General features: G+C 66.9%; 19 protein-coding genes. 10 read left to right on the forward strand and 9 right to left on the reverse strand.

The window, feature by feature from the left end; translation table 11 throughout:
• Positions 1-62 precede the first annotated feature (62 nt).
• Positions 63-605 (reverse strand): DUF3558 family protein, encoded by a 543-nt coding sequence (locus ADBZ9K_RS09745; protein ID WP_526619859.1) that lies wholly within the window; start codon positions 603-605, stop codon positions 63-65.
• On the reverse strand, positions 602-1,159 hold the full coding sequence (locus ADBZ9K_RS09750) for a DUF3558 family protein (protein WP_526619860.1): 558 nt from the start codon (positions 1,157-1,159) through the stop codon (positions 602-604). The genes ADBZ9K_RS09745 and ADBZ9K_RS09750 overlap by 4 nt, the downstream gene beginning before the upstream one ends.
• 154 nt (positions 1,160-1,313) lie before the next feature.
• On the opposite strand from ADBZ9K_RS09750, the gene ADBZ9K_RS09755 reads away from it, so the two are divergent.
• On the forward strand, positions 1,314-3,059 hold the full coding sequence (locus tag ADBZ9K_RS09755; protein WP_526619861.1) for an ABC transporter ATP-binding protein: 1,746 nt from the start codon (positions 1,314-1,316) through the stop codon (positions 3,057-3,059).
• An 11-nt stretch (positions 3,060-3,070) separates the two neighbouring features.
• The gene (locus tag ADBZ9K_RS09760) at positions 3,071-4,963 is read left to right on the forward strand and encodes an ABC transporter ATP-binding protein (RefSeq protein WP_526620871.1); all 1,893 of its coding nucleotides are present in this window, start codon (positions 3,071-3,073) and stop codon (positions 4,961-4,963) included.
• Here ADBZ9K_RS09760 and abmR read toward each other — a convergent pair.
• Positions 4,960-5,529: an ATP-binding transcription factor AbmR gene (gene abmR / locus ADBZ9K_RS09765; RefSeq protein WP_526619862.1), complete on the reverse strand. Its 570-nt coding sequence runs from the start codon at positions 5,527-5,529 to the stop codon at positions 4,960-4,962. The two genes, ADBZ9K_RS09760 and abmR, sit on opposite strands and share 4 nt — an antisense overlap.
• A gap of 84 nt (positions 5,530-5,613) precedes the next feature.
• Complete coding sequence (locus tag ADBZ9K_RS09770) at positions 5,614-6,735, reverse strand: adenylate/guanylate cyclase domain-containing protein (RefSeq protein ID WP_526619863.1); 1,122 nt, start codon at positions 6,733-6,735, stop codon at positions 5,614-5,616.
• A 26-nt stretch (positions 6,736-6,761) separates the two neighbouring features.
• Here ADBZ9K_RS09770 and ADBZ9K_RS09775 point away from each other — a divergent pair, with 26 nt between their 5' ends.
• Entirely contained in the window at positions 6,762-7,265 is a 504-nt protein-coding gene (locus tag ADBZ9K_RS09775) for a DNA-deoxyinosine glycosylase (RefSeq protein ID WP_526619864.1), read from the forward strand.
• 1 nt (position 7,266) lies between these two features.
• On the opposite strand, the gene ADBZ9K_RS09780 is transcribed toward ADBZ9K_RS09775, so the two are convergent.
• Positions 7,267-8,610 (reverse strand): amidase, encoded by a 1,344-nt coding sequence (locus tag ADBZ9K_RS09780; protein ID WP_526620873.1) that lies wholly within the window; start codon positions 8,608-8,610, stop codon positions 7,267-7,269.
• An 85-nt stretch (positions 8,611-8,695) separates the two neighbouring features.
• Between ADBZ9K_RS09780 and ADBZ9K_RS09785 the strand changes: the two genes are divergently transcribed.
• Both ADBZ9K_RS09785 and ADBZ9K_RS09790 read left to right on the forward strand, forming a co-directional pair.
• The gene (locus ADBZ9K_RS09785) at positions 8,696-9,127 is read left to right on the forward strand and encodes an HIT family protein (protein ID WP_526620875.1); all 432 of its coding nucleotides are present in this window, start codon (positions 8,696-8,698) and stop codon (positions 9,125-9,127) included.
• Between the two features lie 10 nt (positions 9,128-9,137).
• Entirely contained in the window at positions 9,138-9,575 is a 438-nt protein-coding gene (locus ADBZ9K_RS09790) for a nitroreductase family deazaflavin-dependent oxidoreductase (RefSeq protein WP_526619865.1), read from the forward strand.
• Here the strand turns inward: ADBZ9K_RS09790 and ADBZ9K_RS09795 are convergent.
• Positions 9,572-10,603: an LLM class flavin-dependent oxidoreductase gene (locus tag ADBZ9K_RS09795; protein ID WP_526619866.1), complete on the reverse strand. Its 1,032-nt coding sequence runs from the start codon at positions 10,601-10,603 to the stop codon at positions 9,572-9,574. The two genes, ADBZ9K_RS09790 and ADBZ9K_RS09795, sit on opposite strands and share 4 nt — an antisense overlap.
• Positions 10,604-10,738: 135 nt before the next feature.
• On the opposite strand from ADBZ9K_RS09795, the gene ADBZ9K_RS09800 reads away from it, so the two are divergent.
• Positions 10,739-11,185, forward strand: a complete 447-nt coding sequence (locus ADBZ9K_RS09800; RefSeq protein ID WP_526619867.1) for a hypothetical protein — start codon at positions 10,739-10,741, stop codon at positions 11,183-11,185.
• Here the strand turns inward: ADBZ9K_RS09800 and ADBZ9K_RS09805 are convergent.
• Complete coding sequence (locus tag ADBZ9K_RS09805) at positions 11,112-11,978, reverse strand: uracil-DNA glycosylase (protein WP_526620877.1); 867 nt, start codon at positions 11,976-11,978, stop codon at positions 11,112-11,114. The genes ADBZ9K_RS09800 and ADBZ9K_RS09805 overlap by 74 nt on opposite strands.
• A 59-nt stretch (positions 11,979-12,037) precedes the next feature.
• Here ADBZ9K_RS09805 and tap point away from each other — a divergent pair, with 59 nt between their 5' ends.
• The 3 genes from tap to ADBZ9K_RS09820 all read left to right on the forward strand — a co-directional run bounded on the left by tap (position 12,038) and on the right by ADBZ9K_RS09820 (position 15,086).
• On the forward strand, positions 12,038-13,285 hold the full coding sequence (gene tap / locus ADBZ9K_RS09810) for a multidrug efflux MFS transporter Tap (protein WP_526619868.1): 1,248 nt from the start codon (positions 12,038-12,040) through the stop codon (positions 13,283-13,285).
• A 58-nt stretch (positions 13,286-13,343) separates the two neighbouring features.
• Positions 13,344-14,711, forward strand: coding sequence for an FAD-binding oxidoreductase (locus ADBZ9K_RS09815; protein ID WP_526619869.1), 1,368 nt, complete (start codon positions 13,344-13,346; stop codon positions 14,709-14,711).
• 189 nt (positions 14,712-14,900) lie between these two features.
• Complete coding sequence (locus ADBZ9K_RS09820) at positions 14,901-15,086, forward strand: hypothetical protein (RefSeq protein ID WP_526619870.1); 186 nt, start codon at positions 14,901-14,903, stop codon at positions 15,084-15,086.
• A 179-nt stretch (positions 15,087-15,265) separates the two neighbouring features.
• Here ADBZ9K_RS09820 and ADBZ9K_RS09825 read toward each other — a convergent pair whose 3' ends face one another.
• Positions 15,266-15,904, reverse strand: a complete 639-nt coding sequence (locus tag ADBZ9K_RS09825; protein ID WP_526619871.1) for a TetR/AcrR family transcriptional regulator — start codon at positions 15,902-15,904, stop codon at positions 15,266-15,268.
• A gap of 196 nt (positions 15,905-16,100) precedes the next feature.
• Here ADBZ9K_RS09825 and ADBZ9K_RS09830 point away from each other — a divergent pair, with 196 nt between their 5' ends.
• Positions 16,101-16,916, forward strand: a complete 816-nt coding sequence (locus ADBZ9K_RS09830; RefSeq protein WP_526619872.1) for an Emopamil-binding protein — start codon at positions 16,101-16,103, stop codon at positions 16,914-16,916.
• 79 nt (positions 16,917-16,995) lie between these two features.
• On the opposite strand, the gene ADBZ9K_RS09835 is transcribed toward ADBZ9K_RS09830, so the two are convergent.
• A complete protein-coding gene (locus ADBZ9K_RS09835) occupies positions 16,996-18,162 on the reverse strand; it encodes a phosphotransferase (protein WP_526619873.1) in 1,167 nt (388 codons plus the stop codon).
• Between the last annotated feature and the right edge of the window lie 314 nt (positions 18,163-18,476).

An 18,476-nucleotide genomic window follows, 5' to 3' on the forward strand; every position in this document is an offset into this window, starting at 1 on the left:
CGAGTCAGACCTGAGAGTGACTTTTGCGATGAATCGTCGCTCTCAGGTCTGGATCGCTGCCGCTACGAGTTGGTGGCCAGGGTCAGCTCCATCAACTTGATGGCCTGACCGCACGCGTCGATACCGGGCGCCTGCGGGTTGATCCACCACCCGACGACACCGGCGGCGTCGCTGGCCACCCCGCAGCCACCGTTGGGGTCGGAGGTGCGCATGACGATCGACGGGACGCCGGCGATCGACCGGTTCTCGATCTGGTACTTGAGGAACTGGGCGACCGCGCGCTCGTTGTCGAGGCTGCCCTGCTCGTACCAGAACCGGGTGATGTCCACCAGGCCCGCGGGGTTGGCGGCCTGCCAGCGGCAGACCGCGCCGACGAAGGTGCTCTGGATATCCAGCGGGTCGGCGCCGACGGTCTTGGCCAGGATGTCGGTGGTCAGGACGTCGCACTCCTTGAGCAGGTTCGGGTACTGCTGGGCCGAGTTGTCGTTACGAGGAACACTGCCCGAGCCGGACTTGGCCGCGGTTCCGTCCACCGTCCTGGCGCAGCCGCTGACCATGACCACCGCCGACAGCACCGCCAGCAACCCGACGACCGGCCGCCTCATTTGGAGTTCACAATCGATTGCCGGGTGAGTTCCTTGGCCACGTCGCAAGCCGGCGGGAAGGGCTTCTCGGCGAAGCTGACCGACCACTCGATGAAGTCGTCGTTGAACTGGATGCCGACCTCGCACAGGTTGTCTCCCAGAGTCGGATCGGTGCCGACTGCGATGAATCCGCTGTGGCCTTCGATGTTGATGTCTTCGACACTGGTGCGCGAGAGTTCCTCGGTCTTGCGTTCCCGCCCGATCGGGCTGCCCCGGTACCAGGTGAAGGAGAAGTGCGGCCCCAGGATGCCGCCACCGGCCAGCCACTGGCAGCCGACGGAGTTCTTTGCCGTGTTCACCAGGCCGGTCACCCGGGTCTGCTCGGCCATGATCTGGTCGGTGATGCCGCCGCACTCGGGGAACATCGGGCCGTGCTTGGAGTTGCCCGACTGCGGGGCCGACGGCTGCGACGCCTGGGGTTGGTCGGGGCCGCCGCTCGAATTCGAGCATGCGCCCACCATCGGGATGGCGGCTGCGATGGCGAGGGCCAGCGCCAGTTTGCGCGTCGCTGTCATGCGCACCTGCTGCGTGTCACAGCATGCACTGTAGCGGCCGCCTCTTGGTACAACCACCGACATGCCGCTTGACCTGCAACTTTGCTGTGGCGAGCGGAGGCGGGAGCCGGCCGGGCCCTGCAGTGCCGCAGCGCCCGTGTGCGACAGTAACGAAATGCTCCTGGCACTGCTGAGACAGTATGTCCGGCCGTACCGGTGGCTGGTCGCCACCGTGATGGGGCTGCAGATCGTCAGCACGCTGGCATCGCTGTACCTGCCCACCGTCAACGCCGCAATCATCGACGACGGCGTGGCCACGGGCGACACTCCGCTGATCGCCGAGTTGGGGCTGGTGATGCTGGCCGTCACCGCCCTGCAGGTGGTGTGCGCAGTGGGCGCGGTCTACTTCGGCTCGCGCACCGGGATGGGGTTCGGCCGCGACCTGCGTTCGGCGATGTTCCACCATGTCACCACCTTCTCGGCGCACGAGACCGCGCGGTTCGGGGCGCCGACGTTGCTGACCCGCACCACCAACGACGTCCAGCAGATTCAGGTGCTGATCCAGATGACGACGACCGTCCTGGTCACCGCGCCCATCATGTGCGTCGGGGGCATCATCATGGCGATCCACCAGGACGCCGGGCTGTCCTGGCTGCTGGTCGTCAGCGTTCCCGTGCTGGCGCTGTCCAACTACTGGATCGTCTCGCGGATGCTGCCGATCTTTCGCAGCATGCAGCGCCTCATCGACGGGATCAACCGGGTGATGCGTGAGCAGTTGTCCGGCATCCGGGTGATCCGGGCTTTCGCCCGCGAATCCGTCGAACAGGAGCGCTTCGGCGTGGCCAACGCCGCGGTGTCGAACACCGCGCTCGCCGCCGGGCGGTGGCAGGCGTTGATGCTGCCGGTCACCACGCTGACGATCAACATTTCCAGCGTGGCCCTGATCTGGTTCGGCGGGCTGCGGATCGACGCCGGGCAGATGCAGGTCGGTTCGCTGATTGCGTTCCTGTCCTACTTCATGCAGATCCTGATGGCCGTCATGATGGCCACGCTGCTGCTGCTGATCCTGCCGCGCGCCGCGGTGTGCGCCGAACGGATCACCGAGGTGCTGTCCACGCAGACGGCGATCACCAGCCCGGCCGCCCCGCAGCAACCGGACGGCGGGATCCGGGGAACGGTCGTCCTCGACAACGCGACATTCCGCTACCCGGGCGCGGAACGATCTGTGCTCGAAGGTGTTTCGCTGACCGCGCGGCCGGGGACGACGACGGCGATCGTGGGCAGCACCGGTTCGGGGAAGTCGACGCTGATCTCGCTGATCTGCCGGCTCTACGACGTCACCGCCGGGGCCGTCCGCGTGGACGGCGTCGACGTGCGCGACTACGACACCGAGATCCTGTGGGCGGCGCTGGGACTGGTTCCCCAGCGGGGCTACCTGTTCTCCGGGACCGTCGCCGACAATCTGCGCTACGGCAAGGGCGACGCCGACGAGGATGACATGTGGTCGGCGCTGCGGGTGGCGGCCGCCGACGACTTCGTGCGAGCCCATCCCGACGGCCTTGACATGCGGGTGGCCCAGGGCGGTATCAACTTCTCCGGCGGTCAGCGCCAACGGCTGGCAATCGCCCGGGCGGTGATCCGCCGCCCCCCGATCTATCTGTTCGACGACGCGTTCTCCGCTCTCGATGTGCACACCGATGCGCGGGTGCGGGCAGCGCTGCGCGAAGTGTCGGCCGATGCGACGGTGATCATTGTTTCCCAACGGATCTCGACGGTCATGCAGGCCGACAACGTCGTCGTGATCGACGGCGGCCGGGTGGTGGGCACCGGCACCCACGACACCCTGCTGGCCGACTGCCCCACCTACGCCGAGTTCGTCGACTCACAGTCGGTGGGCTTTGCCGTCGGAGGCGGGCTGTGAGCGCTCCGGCGATGCGCGGCGGCGGCATGCGCGCTATGACGCAGGACCCGCGCCAAGCCCGCTCCCGGGACTTCACGGGCTCGGCGCTGCGACTGCTGGGCCGGCTCACCCCACAGCGCGGGCTGACCGCGACGGTCATCGCGCTGTCGGTCGTCGGTATCGCGATCGGCGTCATCGGGCCACGCATCCTCGGGCATGCCACCGACCTGCTGTTCAACGGGGTGATCGGCCGCCGCCTGCCGGCGGGCATCACCAAGGAGGAGGCCATCGCCGCGGCCCGGGCGCGCGGTGACAACGCCTTCGCCGACCTGCTGTCCGGGATGAACGTCGTCCCGGGTCACGGTGTGGACTTCACCGCGGTGGGCCGCACCCTGCTGCTGGCGCTGGGGCTGTATCTGGTTGCAGCACTGCTGGTGTGGGCACAGGCCCGGCTGCTCAACGTGATCGTGCAGCGCACCGTCACCGCGCTGCGTGCCGACGTCGAGACCAAGGTGCACCGGCTGCCGTTGTCCTACTTCGACTCCCGCCAGCGCGGCGAACTGCTGAGCCGGGTGACCAACGATGTGGACAACATCCAATCGTCGGTGTCGATGACGATCAGCCAACTGCTCACCTCGGTGCTCACCGTCGTCGCCGTGCTGGTCATGATGCTGACCATCTCACCGCTGCTGGCGCTCATCACGGTGGTGACGGTGCCGCTGTCGCTGTGGGTGACCCGGGTGATCGCGCGGCGGTCCCAGCGGATGTTCGTCGCGCAGTGGACCAACACCGGCCGGCTCAACGCCCACATCGAGGAGACCTACAGCGGTTTCACCGTGGTCAAGACGTTCGGCCACCGGTCTTCGGCCCAGGAGAAGTTTCGCGAGTGCAACGACGACGTCTACCACGCGAGTTTCGGGGCGCAGTTCTTCTCCGGGCTGGTATCGCCGGCCACGACGTTCATCGGAAACCTCAGCTATGTCGCGGTCGCGGTGGTCGGCGGCTACCAAGTCGCCACCGGTCAGATCACCCTGGGCAGCATCCAGGCGTTCATTCAATACGTGCGCCAGTTCAACCAGCCGCTCACCCAGGTTGCCGGCATGTACAACACCCTGCAGTCCGGTGTGGCCAGCGCCGAACGGGTCTTCGACTTCCTCGACGAACCCGAGGAATCACCGGACGCCACCCGGGAGTTGCCGCGCAGTGCGGGCGGACGCGTCGAATTCCAGAACGTCTGGTTCAGCTACCGGGAGGGCACCCCGGTGATCGAGGACCTGTCGCTGGTCGCCGAGCCAGGAAGCACGGTGGCCATCGTCGGGCCCACCGGTGCGGGTAAGACCACCCTGGTCAACCTGTTGATGCGGTTCTACGACGTGGACGCCGGGCGAATACTCGTCGACGGTGTCGACATCACCGAGGTGAGTCGGGAGTCGTTGCGCTCGCGGATTGGCATGGTGCTTCAGGACACCTGGCTGTTCGGCGGCACGATCGCCGAGAACATCGCCTACGGGCGGCCCGGCGCCAGCGAGGACGAGGTGGTCGCGGCGGCGCGGGCGGCCTACGTCGACCGCTTCGTGCACACCCTGCCCGACGGCTATCAGACTCGGGTCAGTGACGACGGCGCCAACATCAGCGCCGGAGAGAAGCAGCTGATCACGATCGCCCGGGCGTTCCTGGCTCGCCCCCAGCTGCTGATCCTCGACGAGGCCACCAGTTCGGTCGACACCAGGACCGAGTTGCTCATTCAGCAGGCGATGACCGAATTGCGCAGGGAGCGAACCAGTTTCATCATCGCCCACCGGCTGTCTACCATTCGCGATGCCGACACCATCCTGGTGATGCAGGCCGGGCGGATAGTGGAGGCGGGCACGCACGCCGAGCTCATCGACCGTCGCGGTGCCTACTACGCCATGACGCAGGCCTAGAGACCCGGGCCCTCGGCGCGCAGATCGTCGACCTCGGCCATCGCCGAGCGCAGCTTGGCCAGCCACTCATCGGCGTGTTCACCGACCAGCCGCACGCACCAGGCCAGCGCATCGGAGCGCGACCGGGCGACCCCGGCGTCGACCAGGGTGTCGAGCACCTGCCGCTCGGGTTGCTTCAGGCGGGTCATGACGGGAACGGCGATGTGGGTGAACAGGATTCGCTCGGGAGCCTCCGGCGTACCCAGTTCGACCCCCCAGGACACCTTGCGGCCGTACTTGTCCTGCGCCTCCTCGGCGATCCGCATGCGCTCGGAGCGGGTGTCCTCGCGGAATCGCGACGCCCGTCCGGCGGCACGCGCTTCGCTGTCGGGTTTGTCGGCGGTTTCGGGCAGCCGCCCGATGACGGTGATCTCCTCGCGGTCGACGATGACCGCCGGGTCGCCGGTGAACCAGCCGTCAGGAAGCCGCCCGGCGAACCACTCGCCGGCATCGGTCGCGTCGGGTTGATCGGCCTGCTGCCAGCCACCGGGTCGGCCGGGGCGGCGATGGGTGTGTTGGTGCTTCATGAATTACATGATTACATCATTACAAACCCCCGGCCAGGGCTTCGCTGCGGGCGAACACCCGGGCCCGACCGCGACGGCATGCCCTCAGTCGGTGTCGGATCGACGAGCGCGGAACAGCTTGACGTCGTCCTGGATGCCCTTGAGATGACGCGCTTTGGCGAAGGACCAGCGAAAGCGATCGTCGTCGCCAATCTGTTGATGCGCGGATTCTGAGAGCAGCACCGAGCCGGGCCGCGCGACCGAGGTGACGCGGCTGGCCAGGTTGACCGGGCTGCCGAACCAGTCGCCGGCGCGACTCACCGCCGGGCCGTGGGCGATTCCCACCCGCAGCTGCGGCAGGGCCCCGTCGGCGTCGATGACCGCGACGAGGGTGAGCATCGCATCCAACAGCGCCGCGGTATCCGTCGACACCAGCATCACTGCGTCGCCGATGGTCTTGATGAACCGCACCGGCGGGACCGCCAAGTCCCGCGCGGCCTCGGCGAGCCGGTTGGCCAGCTGCTCGAGTTGCTCCGGGGGCACCTCCTCCCCCAGCCTGGTGAACCCGACGAGATCGGCAAACGCAATCGCCACCTGGCGCGCCCCGGGGAGCGGCGCGCCGGCGGCCCGCTCGTTGGCGTTGACGGCTTCAGTCTCCATCGCGTGGCGCAGCTGCAACATCAGCATGTCCTGGATCATCGGACCGAGCAGCGGTCCGGCGGAACGCACGAAGTCCTGCACACCTTTGGCCGTCTCCAGCTCGGAGCTGCCCGGGCGCAGCGTCGCGCTCAGCACGGCGTACCGCATGACCTCCGCGGCATGCGAAAGTCCTTCTGCCAGTACGCGTACGACGGTGAGCATCTGGTCGGGATCGACGCCGAGGTCGAGGAACCGCTTGATGTGCACCGCGGTGTCGCCGTCGGGCCGCATGAACACCGCGGCGTCGGGGTCTTCCACATAGGGCAGACCGCTGGCCCGCTGGAACCTGGTCAACTGGTCGATGTCCAGACCCGTTCGGGCGCTGATCTCCCGGGCCGATACGTAGGTGCCGTCGTCACCGATGAGCCGCCGGCCCGGCAACAGCATGGGTGCGGACGAGGCCCGGATCTCCTCGACCGTGATGCCCTGGTCCAACAGCCACGGGATCAATTCGGCTCGTTCGGCGCGGGCATCCCCGGTCAATCCGTCCAGCAGCCCGGATGTCTCGATGTCGACGGCTTCGGTCACCCGCCCAACGTATACGGTTGGATCCGATGTCACGATCGCCGCTGTTGGCGGGATTGCCGCCCATCGCCGGGGCCGATGCCCGGTGGTTGATCCTGGGCAACATGCCCAGCGTCATGTCGCTGTCGGCCGGCCAGTACTACGGCAATCCCCGGAATGCCTTCTGGCGCATCACCGCAGAGGTGTTCGGCTTCGATCCCGACGATGGCTATGAGCGGCGCACCGGCGCACTGCGCCAGCACCGCGTCGCGGTGTGGGACGTGCTCAGGCAGTGCCGCCGGATCGGCAGCCTGGACTCGGCGGTGCAGCCGGACAGTATGGTGCCCAACGACTTCGGCGCCTTCTTCGCGAAGCACCCACGCGTCGAACGGGTCTTCTTCAACGGCGCGGCCGCCGAGCGCAACTACGACCGACTCGTCGAAATCGACGTGCCCGTCAGTTATTTGCGTTTGCCATCCACCAGCCCCGCCCACACCATGCGTTACGCCGACAAGCTGGCGCTATGGCGGGAGGCGCTGCTCGGCGAGCAATAAGCTAGGACACCGGCGGGCGCCGATGAGCCCAGGGCCGGGCCGTCTCGATCTGATGGCTCAGCGACAGCAGGGTGGCCTCGTCGAACGGCCGGCCGACGAGTTGCACCGAGACCGGCACGCCTTCGTTGTCCAGTCCCCACGGGACGGCGGCAGCGGGTTGACCGGTCGCGTTGAAGATCGCCTGGAACGGCACCCGCGAGGCCACCATCGCCAGCGTCGACAGGCCGCCGCGGTGCTGGTACTGCCCGATCCGCGACGGGCCCATCGCCGTGCCCGGGGTGATGAGGACATCGACGTCGTCGAAGATCGACTGCACCCGCGCCGACAGGGCAGGTTCCGCGGCGCGAATCCGGGCGATCTGCGTATCGGAGATCAGCCGGCCCAGCCGGGCGATGCCCTTGGTCCTGGGCTCGAGCCGCTCCGCATGCGGCAGGGCGTTGACGTCGTCGTAGGCACCGCGCCACATCCGCGGCAGGACGTGGCCGTAGACCGCCCAGGCGGGATAGTCCGGATCGCGCCAGAGCACCTCGTGTCCGAGGTCGCGCAGCAGTGCCTCGGCGCCGTCCAAGGCCTTCTGCTGCGCCTGCCCGGCCCGTCCGACCATGGTCGGCGGAAGCTTGCTGCTCAAGGCGATGCGCAGCCGGCCCGGTTCCCGCGCCGCCGCCGCGACGAACCCGCCCGGGGGCCCGGTCTGGCCGGCGGTGACATCGAGGAACAATGCGGCGTCCTCGACCGTGCGAGCCATCGGCCCGTTGACGCTCAGTCCGCACCACGCGTCGTCATGCGGGGCGATCGGCACCCGGTCGCGCTGCGGTTTGAGACCGAACAACCCGCACCAGGTGGACGGAATGCGGATCGACCCGGCCCCGTCGGATCCCAATGCCAGCGGGGCAAGGCCCGCCGCCACCGCCGCGCCGCTGCCGCCGCTGCTGCCGCCGGGCGTGCGGGCCAGATCCCACGGGTTGTGGGTCGCGCCGAACGCGACCGTCTCGGTGAACGGCCACAGCATCATCTCCGGGACCGCCGTCTTGCCCAGGATCACCGCACCCGCCGCGCGCAGCCGACGCACCACCTCGGCGTCGGCCGTCGGCGCCAGCCCGTAGGCACTGCTGCCGCAGCAGGTGAACTCGTCGGCGACGTCGACGTCGTCTTTGATCGCGACCGGCACGCCGAGCAGCGGCAGCCGTTCGCCGGCGTCCAGCAAGTCCTGAGCGGCTGCGGCTTCGCGGCGGGCGCTCTCGGTGAACACCACCCGGTAGGCGCGCAGTTCCCGGTCGACGCGGGCTATCCGCTCGAGGTAGAGCTCCAGCAGCGCCGGTGCGGTGATCGTTGCATTGACCAGCATGCGCGCCTGTTCGGCGGCGCCGGCAAAGGCGATGTCGGTGGAGTCCACCTGGGGCAGCGTAGCGCTGGACGGCTACGGTGGCGGGATGGCATGTGTGTTCTGCGCGATCGTCGCCGGCACTGCGCCGGCCATCCGTGTCTATGAGGACGAGAACTTCCTGGGAATCCTCGACATTCGTCCGTTCACCCGCGGCCACACCCTGGTGGTGCCCAAGGTCCACAGCGTCGACCTCACCGACACCCCGGCCGATACCTTGGCCGGGATGCTGGCCGTGGGGCAGCGCATCGCGCAGGCGACGCGGGCATCGCAGCTGGGCGCGACGGGCAACAACATCGCCATCAACGACGGTAAATCAGCGATGCAGACGGTCTTCCACATCCACCTGCACGTGATCCCGCGACGCGACGGCGACAAGCTGTCATTCGCCAAGGGAATGCTGTTGCGCCGCGACCCGGACCGGGACGGTACCGGCCGGATCCTGCGCGAGGCCCTGACAACACTGGACACGACTGGATGAGGGTGGTGGCATGACGTCGCTGAACCACATGGCGTTGATGAGATTCGTCAAGGTGCACGATGCGGTGTACCGGCGCACCAAAGGGTGGATCGGACATCGGATGCCCGGCGTACCGCCCGCGTTGATGCTGCACACCATCGGGGCGAAGACCGGTCAGCCGCGTTCCATGCTGCTGGCGTACTACCGCGACGGCGGCGATTACCTGGTCGTCGCGTCCAACGGCGGCGCCGACCGGAATCCGGCGTGGTATCACAATCTGCGCGCGGACCCCCATGTCGAGATCAATCTCGGGAGAAGGCGGTTGGCCGTCACCGCGCGCCTGCTGCTGCCCGACGATCCCGACTATGCGCGGTTGTGGCGGATCGTCGACGACAACAATGCCGGTCGGTACAGCGCCTACCAGAAAGCGACGAAGCGGCCCATTCCCATTGTGCGGCTGACGCCTTAGAACAGCTCTTTGGCCAGCAGTTCCAGGGTGGTGTCACGAGCCGGCGCGCTCGCCGGCGCGGTGCCCCGGTACGCCGAAGCCACCGGGTTGACCATCACCTCGTCGACGTCGAACTCTTCGGCCAGGGCACGAACCTGGGCGGCAGCCTCGGCGGGCGCGCCTACGATGGCCCGTTCACGGCCGGCCGCCACGATCGCCTCGGCCTGCGGATGCATCGCCAGCGCGGCCGCGTCTTCGACCAGATCCAATGCGCCCAACGGCTGGCCGGTCCGCAGCCGCGCCATCATGTGCAGGTTCGGCAGCAGCAACGCCTCGGCCTCGGCGGCCGTGGGGGCCACCACCGCGTTGACGGTCATGAACGTCACCGGTTCGGCGGCCACCGCCGACGGCCGGAACTCCGAGCGGTACACCTGGAGCGCCTCGGCGGTGCCCTGCCCGGAAAAGTGATGGGCGAACACGTATGGCAGTCCCTTAGCCGCGGCCAGATGCGCCGAATACATCGATGAGCCGAGCAGCCACAGCCGCGGCTCGCCCACGGCACTCGGCGTGGCCTTGAGGATGTAGTCCTGATTGCGGATCGGGATGCGCACGCCGCGCGCGCTCATCAGCGCCGCCACGTCGTCGAGATACTGCGGGAAGTTTTCGATATCGGAGTCGTCGCGGGACCCCCGCAGCATGATCGACGTCACCGGATCCGAACCGGGGGCGCGGCCGATGCCCAGATCGATGCGGCCCGGGGCGGCGGCCTCCAGCAGAGCGAACTGCTCGGCGACGGCGAGTGGCGCATGGTTGGGCAACATCACCCCGCCCGAGCCGAGCCGCACCTGCGTGGTCTGGGCGGCCAGGTAGGCGATCAGCACCGGCGGGCTGGTGGCCGCCACCGCGGGCATGTTGTGGTGTTCGGCCAGCCAGTATCGGGTGAATCCCAGTCGGTCGGCGGTTTGAGCCAGTGCCACCGTTGCCGCCAGCGCGTCGGCGGTGGTCTGGTCGGTACGAACCGGAACGAGGTCGAGAACGGAGAGCCGCATTGTGAGACAAACACACCCGCGACGTAGATGCTTCCCGCACGTCAGCGGAGTCAGGTGTTCGTTTCGAGTTTGTCTGGGCGTCGCCGTCTCGCAGGTACTCTCCGCTGGTTTGCAGACACAGTCCGGAAGGAAAGCATGGTTACGTTTCGTCGCGGTGCGGTGCTGGCATCAGCAGTCGCGGTCCTGATTGCCGGCGGTGCGACGCCAACGGCGGCCGCCAGCGGGCTGTCCGACTGGTGGTCGAGCAATAGCGCAAGCGTGCACGGGCTGGAGTCCGCGTTCGAAGACGCCGCGATTTCGGCCGACGCCGAGAATGTCGAGGGCTTCCAGAACGCCTGCACCCGTTTGCAATCCGCGACATCGGCCGTCTCGGCTGCGCTGCCGACCCCCGATCCGGCACTCACCGCGGCCCTGCAGGACGCTGTCGGCCAGTATCAGCAGGCCTCGCAGTACTGCGACGCCGTCGGCCCGGCGATGGATCCGTTTGAACTGAGCCAGTCGCAGTCGATCATGTTGGCTGGGATCGCCCAAATGGACAAGGCCTTCTCGATCCTGGCGCAGGCCCAAAAGCCCGCGTCCTAGCATCGGTGAACACCTCGTCGAGCATGGCCGGCGTGAGCCGACCGGTGAACATGTTCTGCTGGCTGGGGTGATAGCAACCGATCAAGTGCAGGTCCGAGCGCAGGTCGGCGACCACCCCGTGGCCGAACTTCGGTTTGGCCCCGCCCGCCCGCTCGCCGGCCAGCATCCGCAGCGCGGCCTCCCAGGCGAACCCGCCGAGCGCGACAACCACCCGGACGTAGGGTGCGATCAGGCGCCACTCGGCGGTCAGCCATGGCTCGCACGTCTGGCGTTCCTCCGGTGTCGGCGCGTTGCCGGGCGGTGCGCATCGCACCGCAGCGACCACACGAACATCGGTGGTGTGTAGGCCGTCCGCGGCGTCGACGCTGATCGACGAACTCACCAGCCCGGCACGGTGCAGGGCGGCGAACAGCTGGTCTCCGGAGCGGTCACCGGTGAACACCCGACCGGTTCGATTGCCGCCCTGGGCGGCGGGGGCCAGCCCCAGCACCAGAATTCTCGGCCGCGCCGATCCCCACCCGGTGATCGGCCTGCCCCAGTACGGCTCGCCGGCGAAGGACCGTCGCTTGGTCACCGCGACCTCCTCACGCCAGGCGACCAGTCGTGGGCATGCCCGGCACACGCTGATCATGGCGTCCAGCCCGGCGGTCTCGGTCACGGACGCGGCGAACTCGACCACCTGCGCGGCGTTCGCGGCCACCGGCGTCTCGGGCACCGCGGGATCACCCGGCCATCCCGCACCCGCCGGGACCGGGGATTCGAAGAGCACACCGGTGCGCGGATGCGGAAGCAGGGTCACCGGTCCACTGTGCCCCGGTCCGCGCCAGGGCGCGAGAAAATAAGCTCCTGCCGGTGAGCACCACGCGCATCCCCGCGCTGCTGATCCTGTCGTCGACTTTTCTGGCCGCGGGCGCCAACGGCATTTCCATGGTCGCTTTCCCGTGGCTGGTCCTGCAGCGCACCGGACGCGCGGTGGACGCCTCGATCGTCGCCGGTGCGGCGACCTTGCCCCTGCTGCTCGCGACGCTGGTTGCCGGCACCGCCGTCGACCTCGCCGGGCGCCGGCGGGTCGCGATGCTCTCCGATGCCCTGTCGGCGGTGGCGGTCACCGCGATCCCGGTGCTGGCGATCGTGTTCGGCACCGAGGTGCTCGACACCGTCGTGTTGGCGGCGCTGGCCGCGCTCGGCGCCTTCTTCGATCCGGCTGGGGTGACCGCCCGGGAATCGATGCTGCCCGAGGCCGGCGGCCGGGCCGGATGGTCGCTCGACCACACCAACAGCATCTACGAGGCGGTGTTCAACCTCGCCTACATCACCGGTCCCGGTGTCGGCGGCCTGCTGATCGCGACCATCGGCGGGGTCAACACCATGTGGGCCACCGCCGCGGTGTTCACCCTCTCCATCGCGGCCACCGGGCTGCTCCGGCTCGAGGGCGCCGGGCGCCCCGATCACGACACGCGGCCCGACGGGGTGGTCTCGGGGATCGTCGAGGGCTTGCGCTTCGTGTGGAGTGAGCGGGTCTTGCGGACGCTGGCCCTGGTGTCCTTGGCGGTGACCGGGCTCTACCTGCCGATGGAAAGTGTCCTGTTCCCGAAGTACTTCACCGACCGCAACGAGCCGGCCCAGCTGGGCTGGGTGCTCATGGCGCTGGCCATCGGCGGGCTGATCGGGGCGTTGAGCTGGACCGTGCTGTCGCGGGTCGCAAGCCGGCGCACGACGATCCTGGTGGCGGTCCTGACGCTGGGCGTGGCCAGCATCGCCATCGCATTCCTGCCACCGCTGCCGGTGATCCTGGCGTTGGCGGCGCTCATCGGCCTGGTCTACGGACCGATCGGGCCGATCTACAACTCCGTCATGCAGACCCGCACGCCCCAGCAGCTACGGGGCCGGGTAGTTGGGGTGATGACGTCGATGGCCTACGCGGCGGGCCCGCTCGGGTTCATGCTCGCCGGTCCCCTGGTCGACGCCTTCGGGCTCAAGGTGACGTTCCTGGTCCTGGCCGTGCCGATCCTGGTCATCGCGGTCGCCTGCCCGTGGCTGCCGGCGCTTCGCGAACTCGACGCCGGCGGCCCGGCCGCCCCGCCTACGCTGCGACCATGACGCTGTTCGAGGTGCTGTGACAATCGGCTCCCAACCGTCGCCCGCCTACGATGTGCGCATGGCCGTGAGCGCCGTGGCCGAGCTGGCCGCCGAACTTCCCGACGGTGTCGTCGTCACCGACCCCGACATCCTGGCGTCCTACCGCCACGACCGGGCCGCCGATCCCGCGGCCGGAACGCCGCTGGCCGTGGTCCGGCCCACCCGTACCGAGGAGGTGCAGACCGTGTTGCGCTGGGCCAGCACCCACCGCATCGCCGTCGTCCCCCGTGGTGCGGGCACCGGGCTATCCGGCGGGGCCACCGCGATCGACGGCGGCATCGTGTTGTCGACGGAGAAGATGCGCGACATCACCGTCGACCCGGTGACCCGAACCGCGGTGGCGCAGCCTGGACTGCTCAACGCCGAGGTGAAGAGGGCCGTTGCCGAGCACGGCCTGTGGTACCCGCCCGACCCGTCGTCCTACGAGATCTGCAGCATCGGCGGCAACATCGCCACCAATGCCGGCGGGCTGTGCTGTGTGAAGTACGGCGTGACAACCGATTACGTACTGGGAATGCAGGTCGTGCTCGCCGACGGCACAGCGGTGCGCCTGGGTGGGCCGCGATTGAAGGACGTTGCCGGGCTGTCGCTGACCAAGCTGTTCGTCGGCAGCGAGGGCACGCTGGGGGTGGTCACCGAGGTGACGCTGCGGCTGCTGCCGCCGCAGCCGTCGGCGTGCACGGTGGTGGCGACGTTCGACTCGGTGGAGGCCGCGGCCGACGCCGTCGTGACGATCACCGGCCGGATCCGGCCGTCGATGCTGGAGTTCATGGACTCGGTGGCGATCAACGCCGTCGAGGACAAACTGAAGATGGGTCTGGATCGCTCCGCGGCGGCGATCATGGTGGCCGCCTCCGACGACCGCGGGCCAGCCGGTGCCCAGGACGCCGAGTTCATGGCTCAGGTCTTCACCGAAGCCGGTGCCACCGAGTGCTTTTCGACGGCCGATCCGGCCGAGGGGGAAGCGTTCGTGGCGGCGCGGCGATTCGCCATCCCCGCGGTGGAGGCCAAGGGCTCGCTGCTGCTCGAGGATGTCGGTGTGCCGTTGCCGGCGCTGGCCGAGCTGGTCAGCGGGGTGGCCAAGATCGCGGCCGACCGCGATCTGACGATCTCGGTGATCGCTCACGCCGGTGACGGCAACACTCACCCGCTGATCGTCTACAACCCCAACGATGCCGCGATGACCGAGCGGGCCCACCTCGCCTTTGGCGAGATCATGGACCTCGCTGTCTCGCTGGGCGGCACCATCACCGGCGAGCATGGCGTGGGGCGACTCAAGAAGCCATGGTTGGCCGGGCAATTGGGCCCGGAGGCGATGGAGCTCACCCGCCGGATCAAGACCGCATTGGACCCCGACGGCATCCTCAACCCGGGTGCGGTCATCTAGCACGGACCCCGTCGAGTTCAGCGCGGGAAGCAACAACAGTTCGCCGAAAGGAACCGAGTGTCCGAGACCAAGATCACCGTCATCTACGACAACCCGACCGATCCAAATTCCTTCGAATCCGATTATGTCACAGCCTAACTGGAGCAGGCGCGCAAGATTCCGGGCTACACCCGGCTTGAAGCGTCCAAGGTGTGGCCGAAGGAGGACGGCGGCCCCACTCCCGCGTATCGGATGTTCGACCTGTATTACCCGAACTACGACGCCGCCTGCCTGGCGGTGACAACGCCCGAGGCCGGCACGTTCTTCACCGCAATGGCGGAACTGTCGACCGGCGGGGCGCGGGTGTTGATGTCCGATGTCGAAGGGCCCAGCTGACGCTGACGCGCGTCGGCCCCGTGTGGGTTTCCGACTCCCCTTTCATTCGGCGCCTTCAGGTCTGGGCCGACCCGGCGCGTTGGACTCTCTCAGGCGCCGATGCACTGCCCTACGGGCAGAGTCATCGAGATTCTCCGCCTGCTTGATCGCCTATTGGAGCAGCCTGCCATCAGCGGTTCTCATCGGACCGGGAGAACATTCAGTCCTGCAGTCAACGAGTTTCGTAGGTAATTGACCATTTCTCCCGCCGCAGCGTCGGCGGAGCGGTCAGAGCCCGAGTGCAACCAGTCCGACAGCCACACTTGCAGGGTTGAGATCACCAAGCCGGCCAGCACCGTCGGTTTCATCGTAGGAGCGTCGCTGGAGGCAACCACCTCTTCGGCCAAGCCGACCATCATGTCGATGCCGGTCCGCCACGTGTCACGTTGGCTTCCTCGCCCCACTTCGGGCTGCGCCGTAGCCCAGCTTAGTCCTTCGGCCAGGTGGAGCCGCAGAAAGTTGGGGTGCTCAGTGAAGTAAACGAATTCGGCCCGCGCCAGATACAAGACGCGTTCCAGCGGTGAGGTAATTCCGGTGGTCGCGCGTCGTCCGTACGCGACGAACTCATCAAGACGTTGACGGTTGAGCGCATTCCAGATGGCATCCTTGCCGTCGAAGGTCTTGTACACGGTCCCGAGCGACAGGTCAGCCGTACGCGCGATGTCGCTGACTTTCGCCTTGTCAAAACCCGCCCTGGCGAACTCGAACTCCGCTGCGGCGATGATCTGCTGGCGGTACATGTCGCGCCGCGCGTCGCGAATGTTGGAGATTTCAGCCACAACGACCTCCAACACTGCCCATCCGCTGACCGCTCGATCGACCGCCAGTATAGGCAGCCACGATGTCGCCGCCGAGGCTCCGAGACCAAACGTCTTGTGCCGTGATCCCCGCACTGCTACCGTCTAGAACGGCGATTCTATTTTTTAACCGTCCGGTTCTATCGGAACCGCCTTGGGCCCTCAGGGAAGGACATCTATGACCACCCCGGTCCTGGAACAGCACGATTTCGCGAGGCCGTGGGCCAAGCGACGACGCATGATCTATACGGCGTGCGTCGCAGCATCGACGTTGTTCGTTGCTGGAGTAGTGATCGGAGTGGGTGTCGGCGCCATTCCGATGACGCCCGAAGTGGGCGTCGTGGCGTGTTTTCTGTTCACCACACCGATTGTCATCGTGTTCATCACCTCGTGGATCGACGTGCCCGGCGAGAAGCGCACCATGCTGGAACGAGCCAACGAGTTCCAGATGATCTGGTTTGTTGCCGCGGCGGTCGGCAGCGAGCTGTGGTGGGAACTGCCCTGGCTAGTCGGGGACAGCCTTGGACTGATGCACCTGACTGACAAAGACAAATGGGGCTTCGCCTGGTGGTACTACGGGGTCGCCGATACCCGTTATCTGACCAGCGATGGGGCGCTATTCGGCATGGAAGTGGTCGCGGTCGGCGGCGCATGCATTCTGCTCGCGGCATGGTTCAAGCTCCGTAAAGCCGGCAATGATCCCGCCAAGCGCATCAAACCCCTGTGGTGGAGCTTCTTCACGATGTCGATGATGCTCACCGTCTTCTTCGTGTACTACCTCGCCGAAGTCCGCCACGGCTTCTCCGACTTTCCGCGTCGTGGTTTCTGGGACATCACCATCGTTCTGATCTACGAGAACTTGCCTTGGCTCATCGCGCCGATCGTCAGCCTGCCCTTCGTTGCGCAACAGCTGGGCTACCTGTACCGCAAGTCGGCGATCACCGCCATGCAGGCCACAGCAGTGGACCAGCCAAGCACCCACGCCAAGGTCTAAGACCACAAGCTACGCCCCGCGCCGCCTCACCACGGGATAGGTGACGAGCCGCCAGCATCAGGGCTAGCGTCCGAAGCGGTCAGTCAGCAAGAGCACTCCGCAATGCGCGGGCCGTATCCAGGTCGAGCAGAGTTTCCGCAAACCGACGAAGAAGCCTTTGCTGAAGTCCTATGTCGTCGTTATAGATAGCCAGCGCCGGCCAGACCGAACTCCACGCATCGATCATGAACAGGCTGTGCAGTTTCATCGCCTCGGCGAGACTGGGAACCTCGGTCACGCCGTTTCGAGCGAGACCATCAAGATAACGTGCAATGAGTTCTCTTTCCGTGGCCCTTCGTATATCGGGTTCGAGGGACCACCCTATGAAATAGGTGACATCGCGCATGCCGTGCATGCGATGCAGTTGTTGCCAATCGAACACGCCGACCGATCCGTCGGACCGCAGAAATGTGTTTGCGGCGTGGGTATCTCCGTGACACAAGGTGGGAGGAAGGCGCTCCCACACCCCCTCAAATGCACGTCGATGTTGCAAGTAGAACGAGGTCAGTTTCTTCACCGACGCCGGCACATCATCGCGCCGCTGCAGCCACATGTTGTTGTAGACAGGCATGACTCCGCGGGCAATGGGCCAGCCGCGCCGACGAGAGTAGGGGGTGACCCAGGACAGATCCGCGGAGAACCGCGGCGAGCACCAGAATGGCGCATGCAATCTTGCCAGCGTGTCCATCATCGCCTCGGCATGAGCGATGGTGACGGTGTCGCCGGTCGCAAAGAACGTGGCATCGGTGGGATCGATGGTGTTGAGCGCAATCGCGAAACGTCCACCGGATCCCAGCCGCGCTATGTAGGGAGTCAAAGTCGCCTCGGCGACCGCCGGTTGAAGTTCGTTGTAGAACCGCACCTCGGATTCGCATAACCCGAAGGCAGCATTGATGATCCGTGTGGACACCTGGCTGGGCGTACCTTTTGCAAATGCCATCGCAGGAAGTCGTGCATTCTGTCCGGCGGCATTCCAGGTCAGATGTAGACGTGCCCGGTCGGTTGTACTCCGCGAATCCCGCTCAACGGCAATGCGTTCGATTCTTGCGCCCGGAATACCAGCCGCAATGACCGAAGTCAGCTCTTCGGTCGAGAACGAATCAATCCCATGACGGCGATCGCACGGTAACCACGGCAAGAGTCCCTGTACGATGTTCCATAGGGTGCGAGCAACCTCCGCGCCTGTCGTTGTCGCCGTGGAATCCACTCCCAGATTCTAGCGCTATCTCCAATGCCGGCAGGTAGTTTCGCGTTTTCTCAAGCACAACAAACCCCCTCCTCCAATTGCACCGAATTGGCCTTTGTCTACCGCCAAGCGCGCGGCCCGGATCATGAAATGAACCCGGCTCCCACGTGGCGCCCATAGCTTGCCACCACGCCGGATTCTGACATGACGCAGTCATCTCTACGAAATCTGTTGCCAGACAGAGCCTCGATTCTTCTCTGCGCGATCGGGCAGCTATACCCCGCCGCCTGGACGGAACCTTGGATTGGAATCGAAGCAACCGCGGGATCGACCAG

The organism is Mycobacterium sp., from assembly GCF_965229265.1.
Taxonomy (GTDB): Bacteria; Actinomycetota; Actinomycetes; order Mycobacteriales; family Mycobacteriaceae; genus Mycobacterium.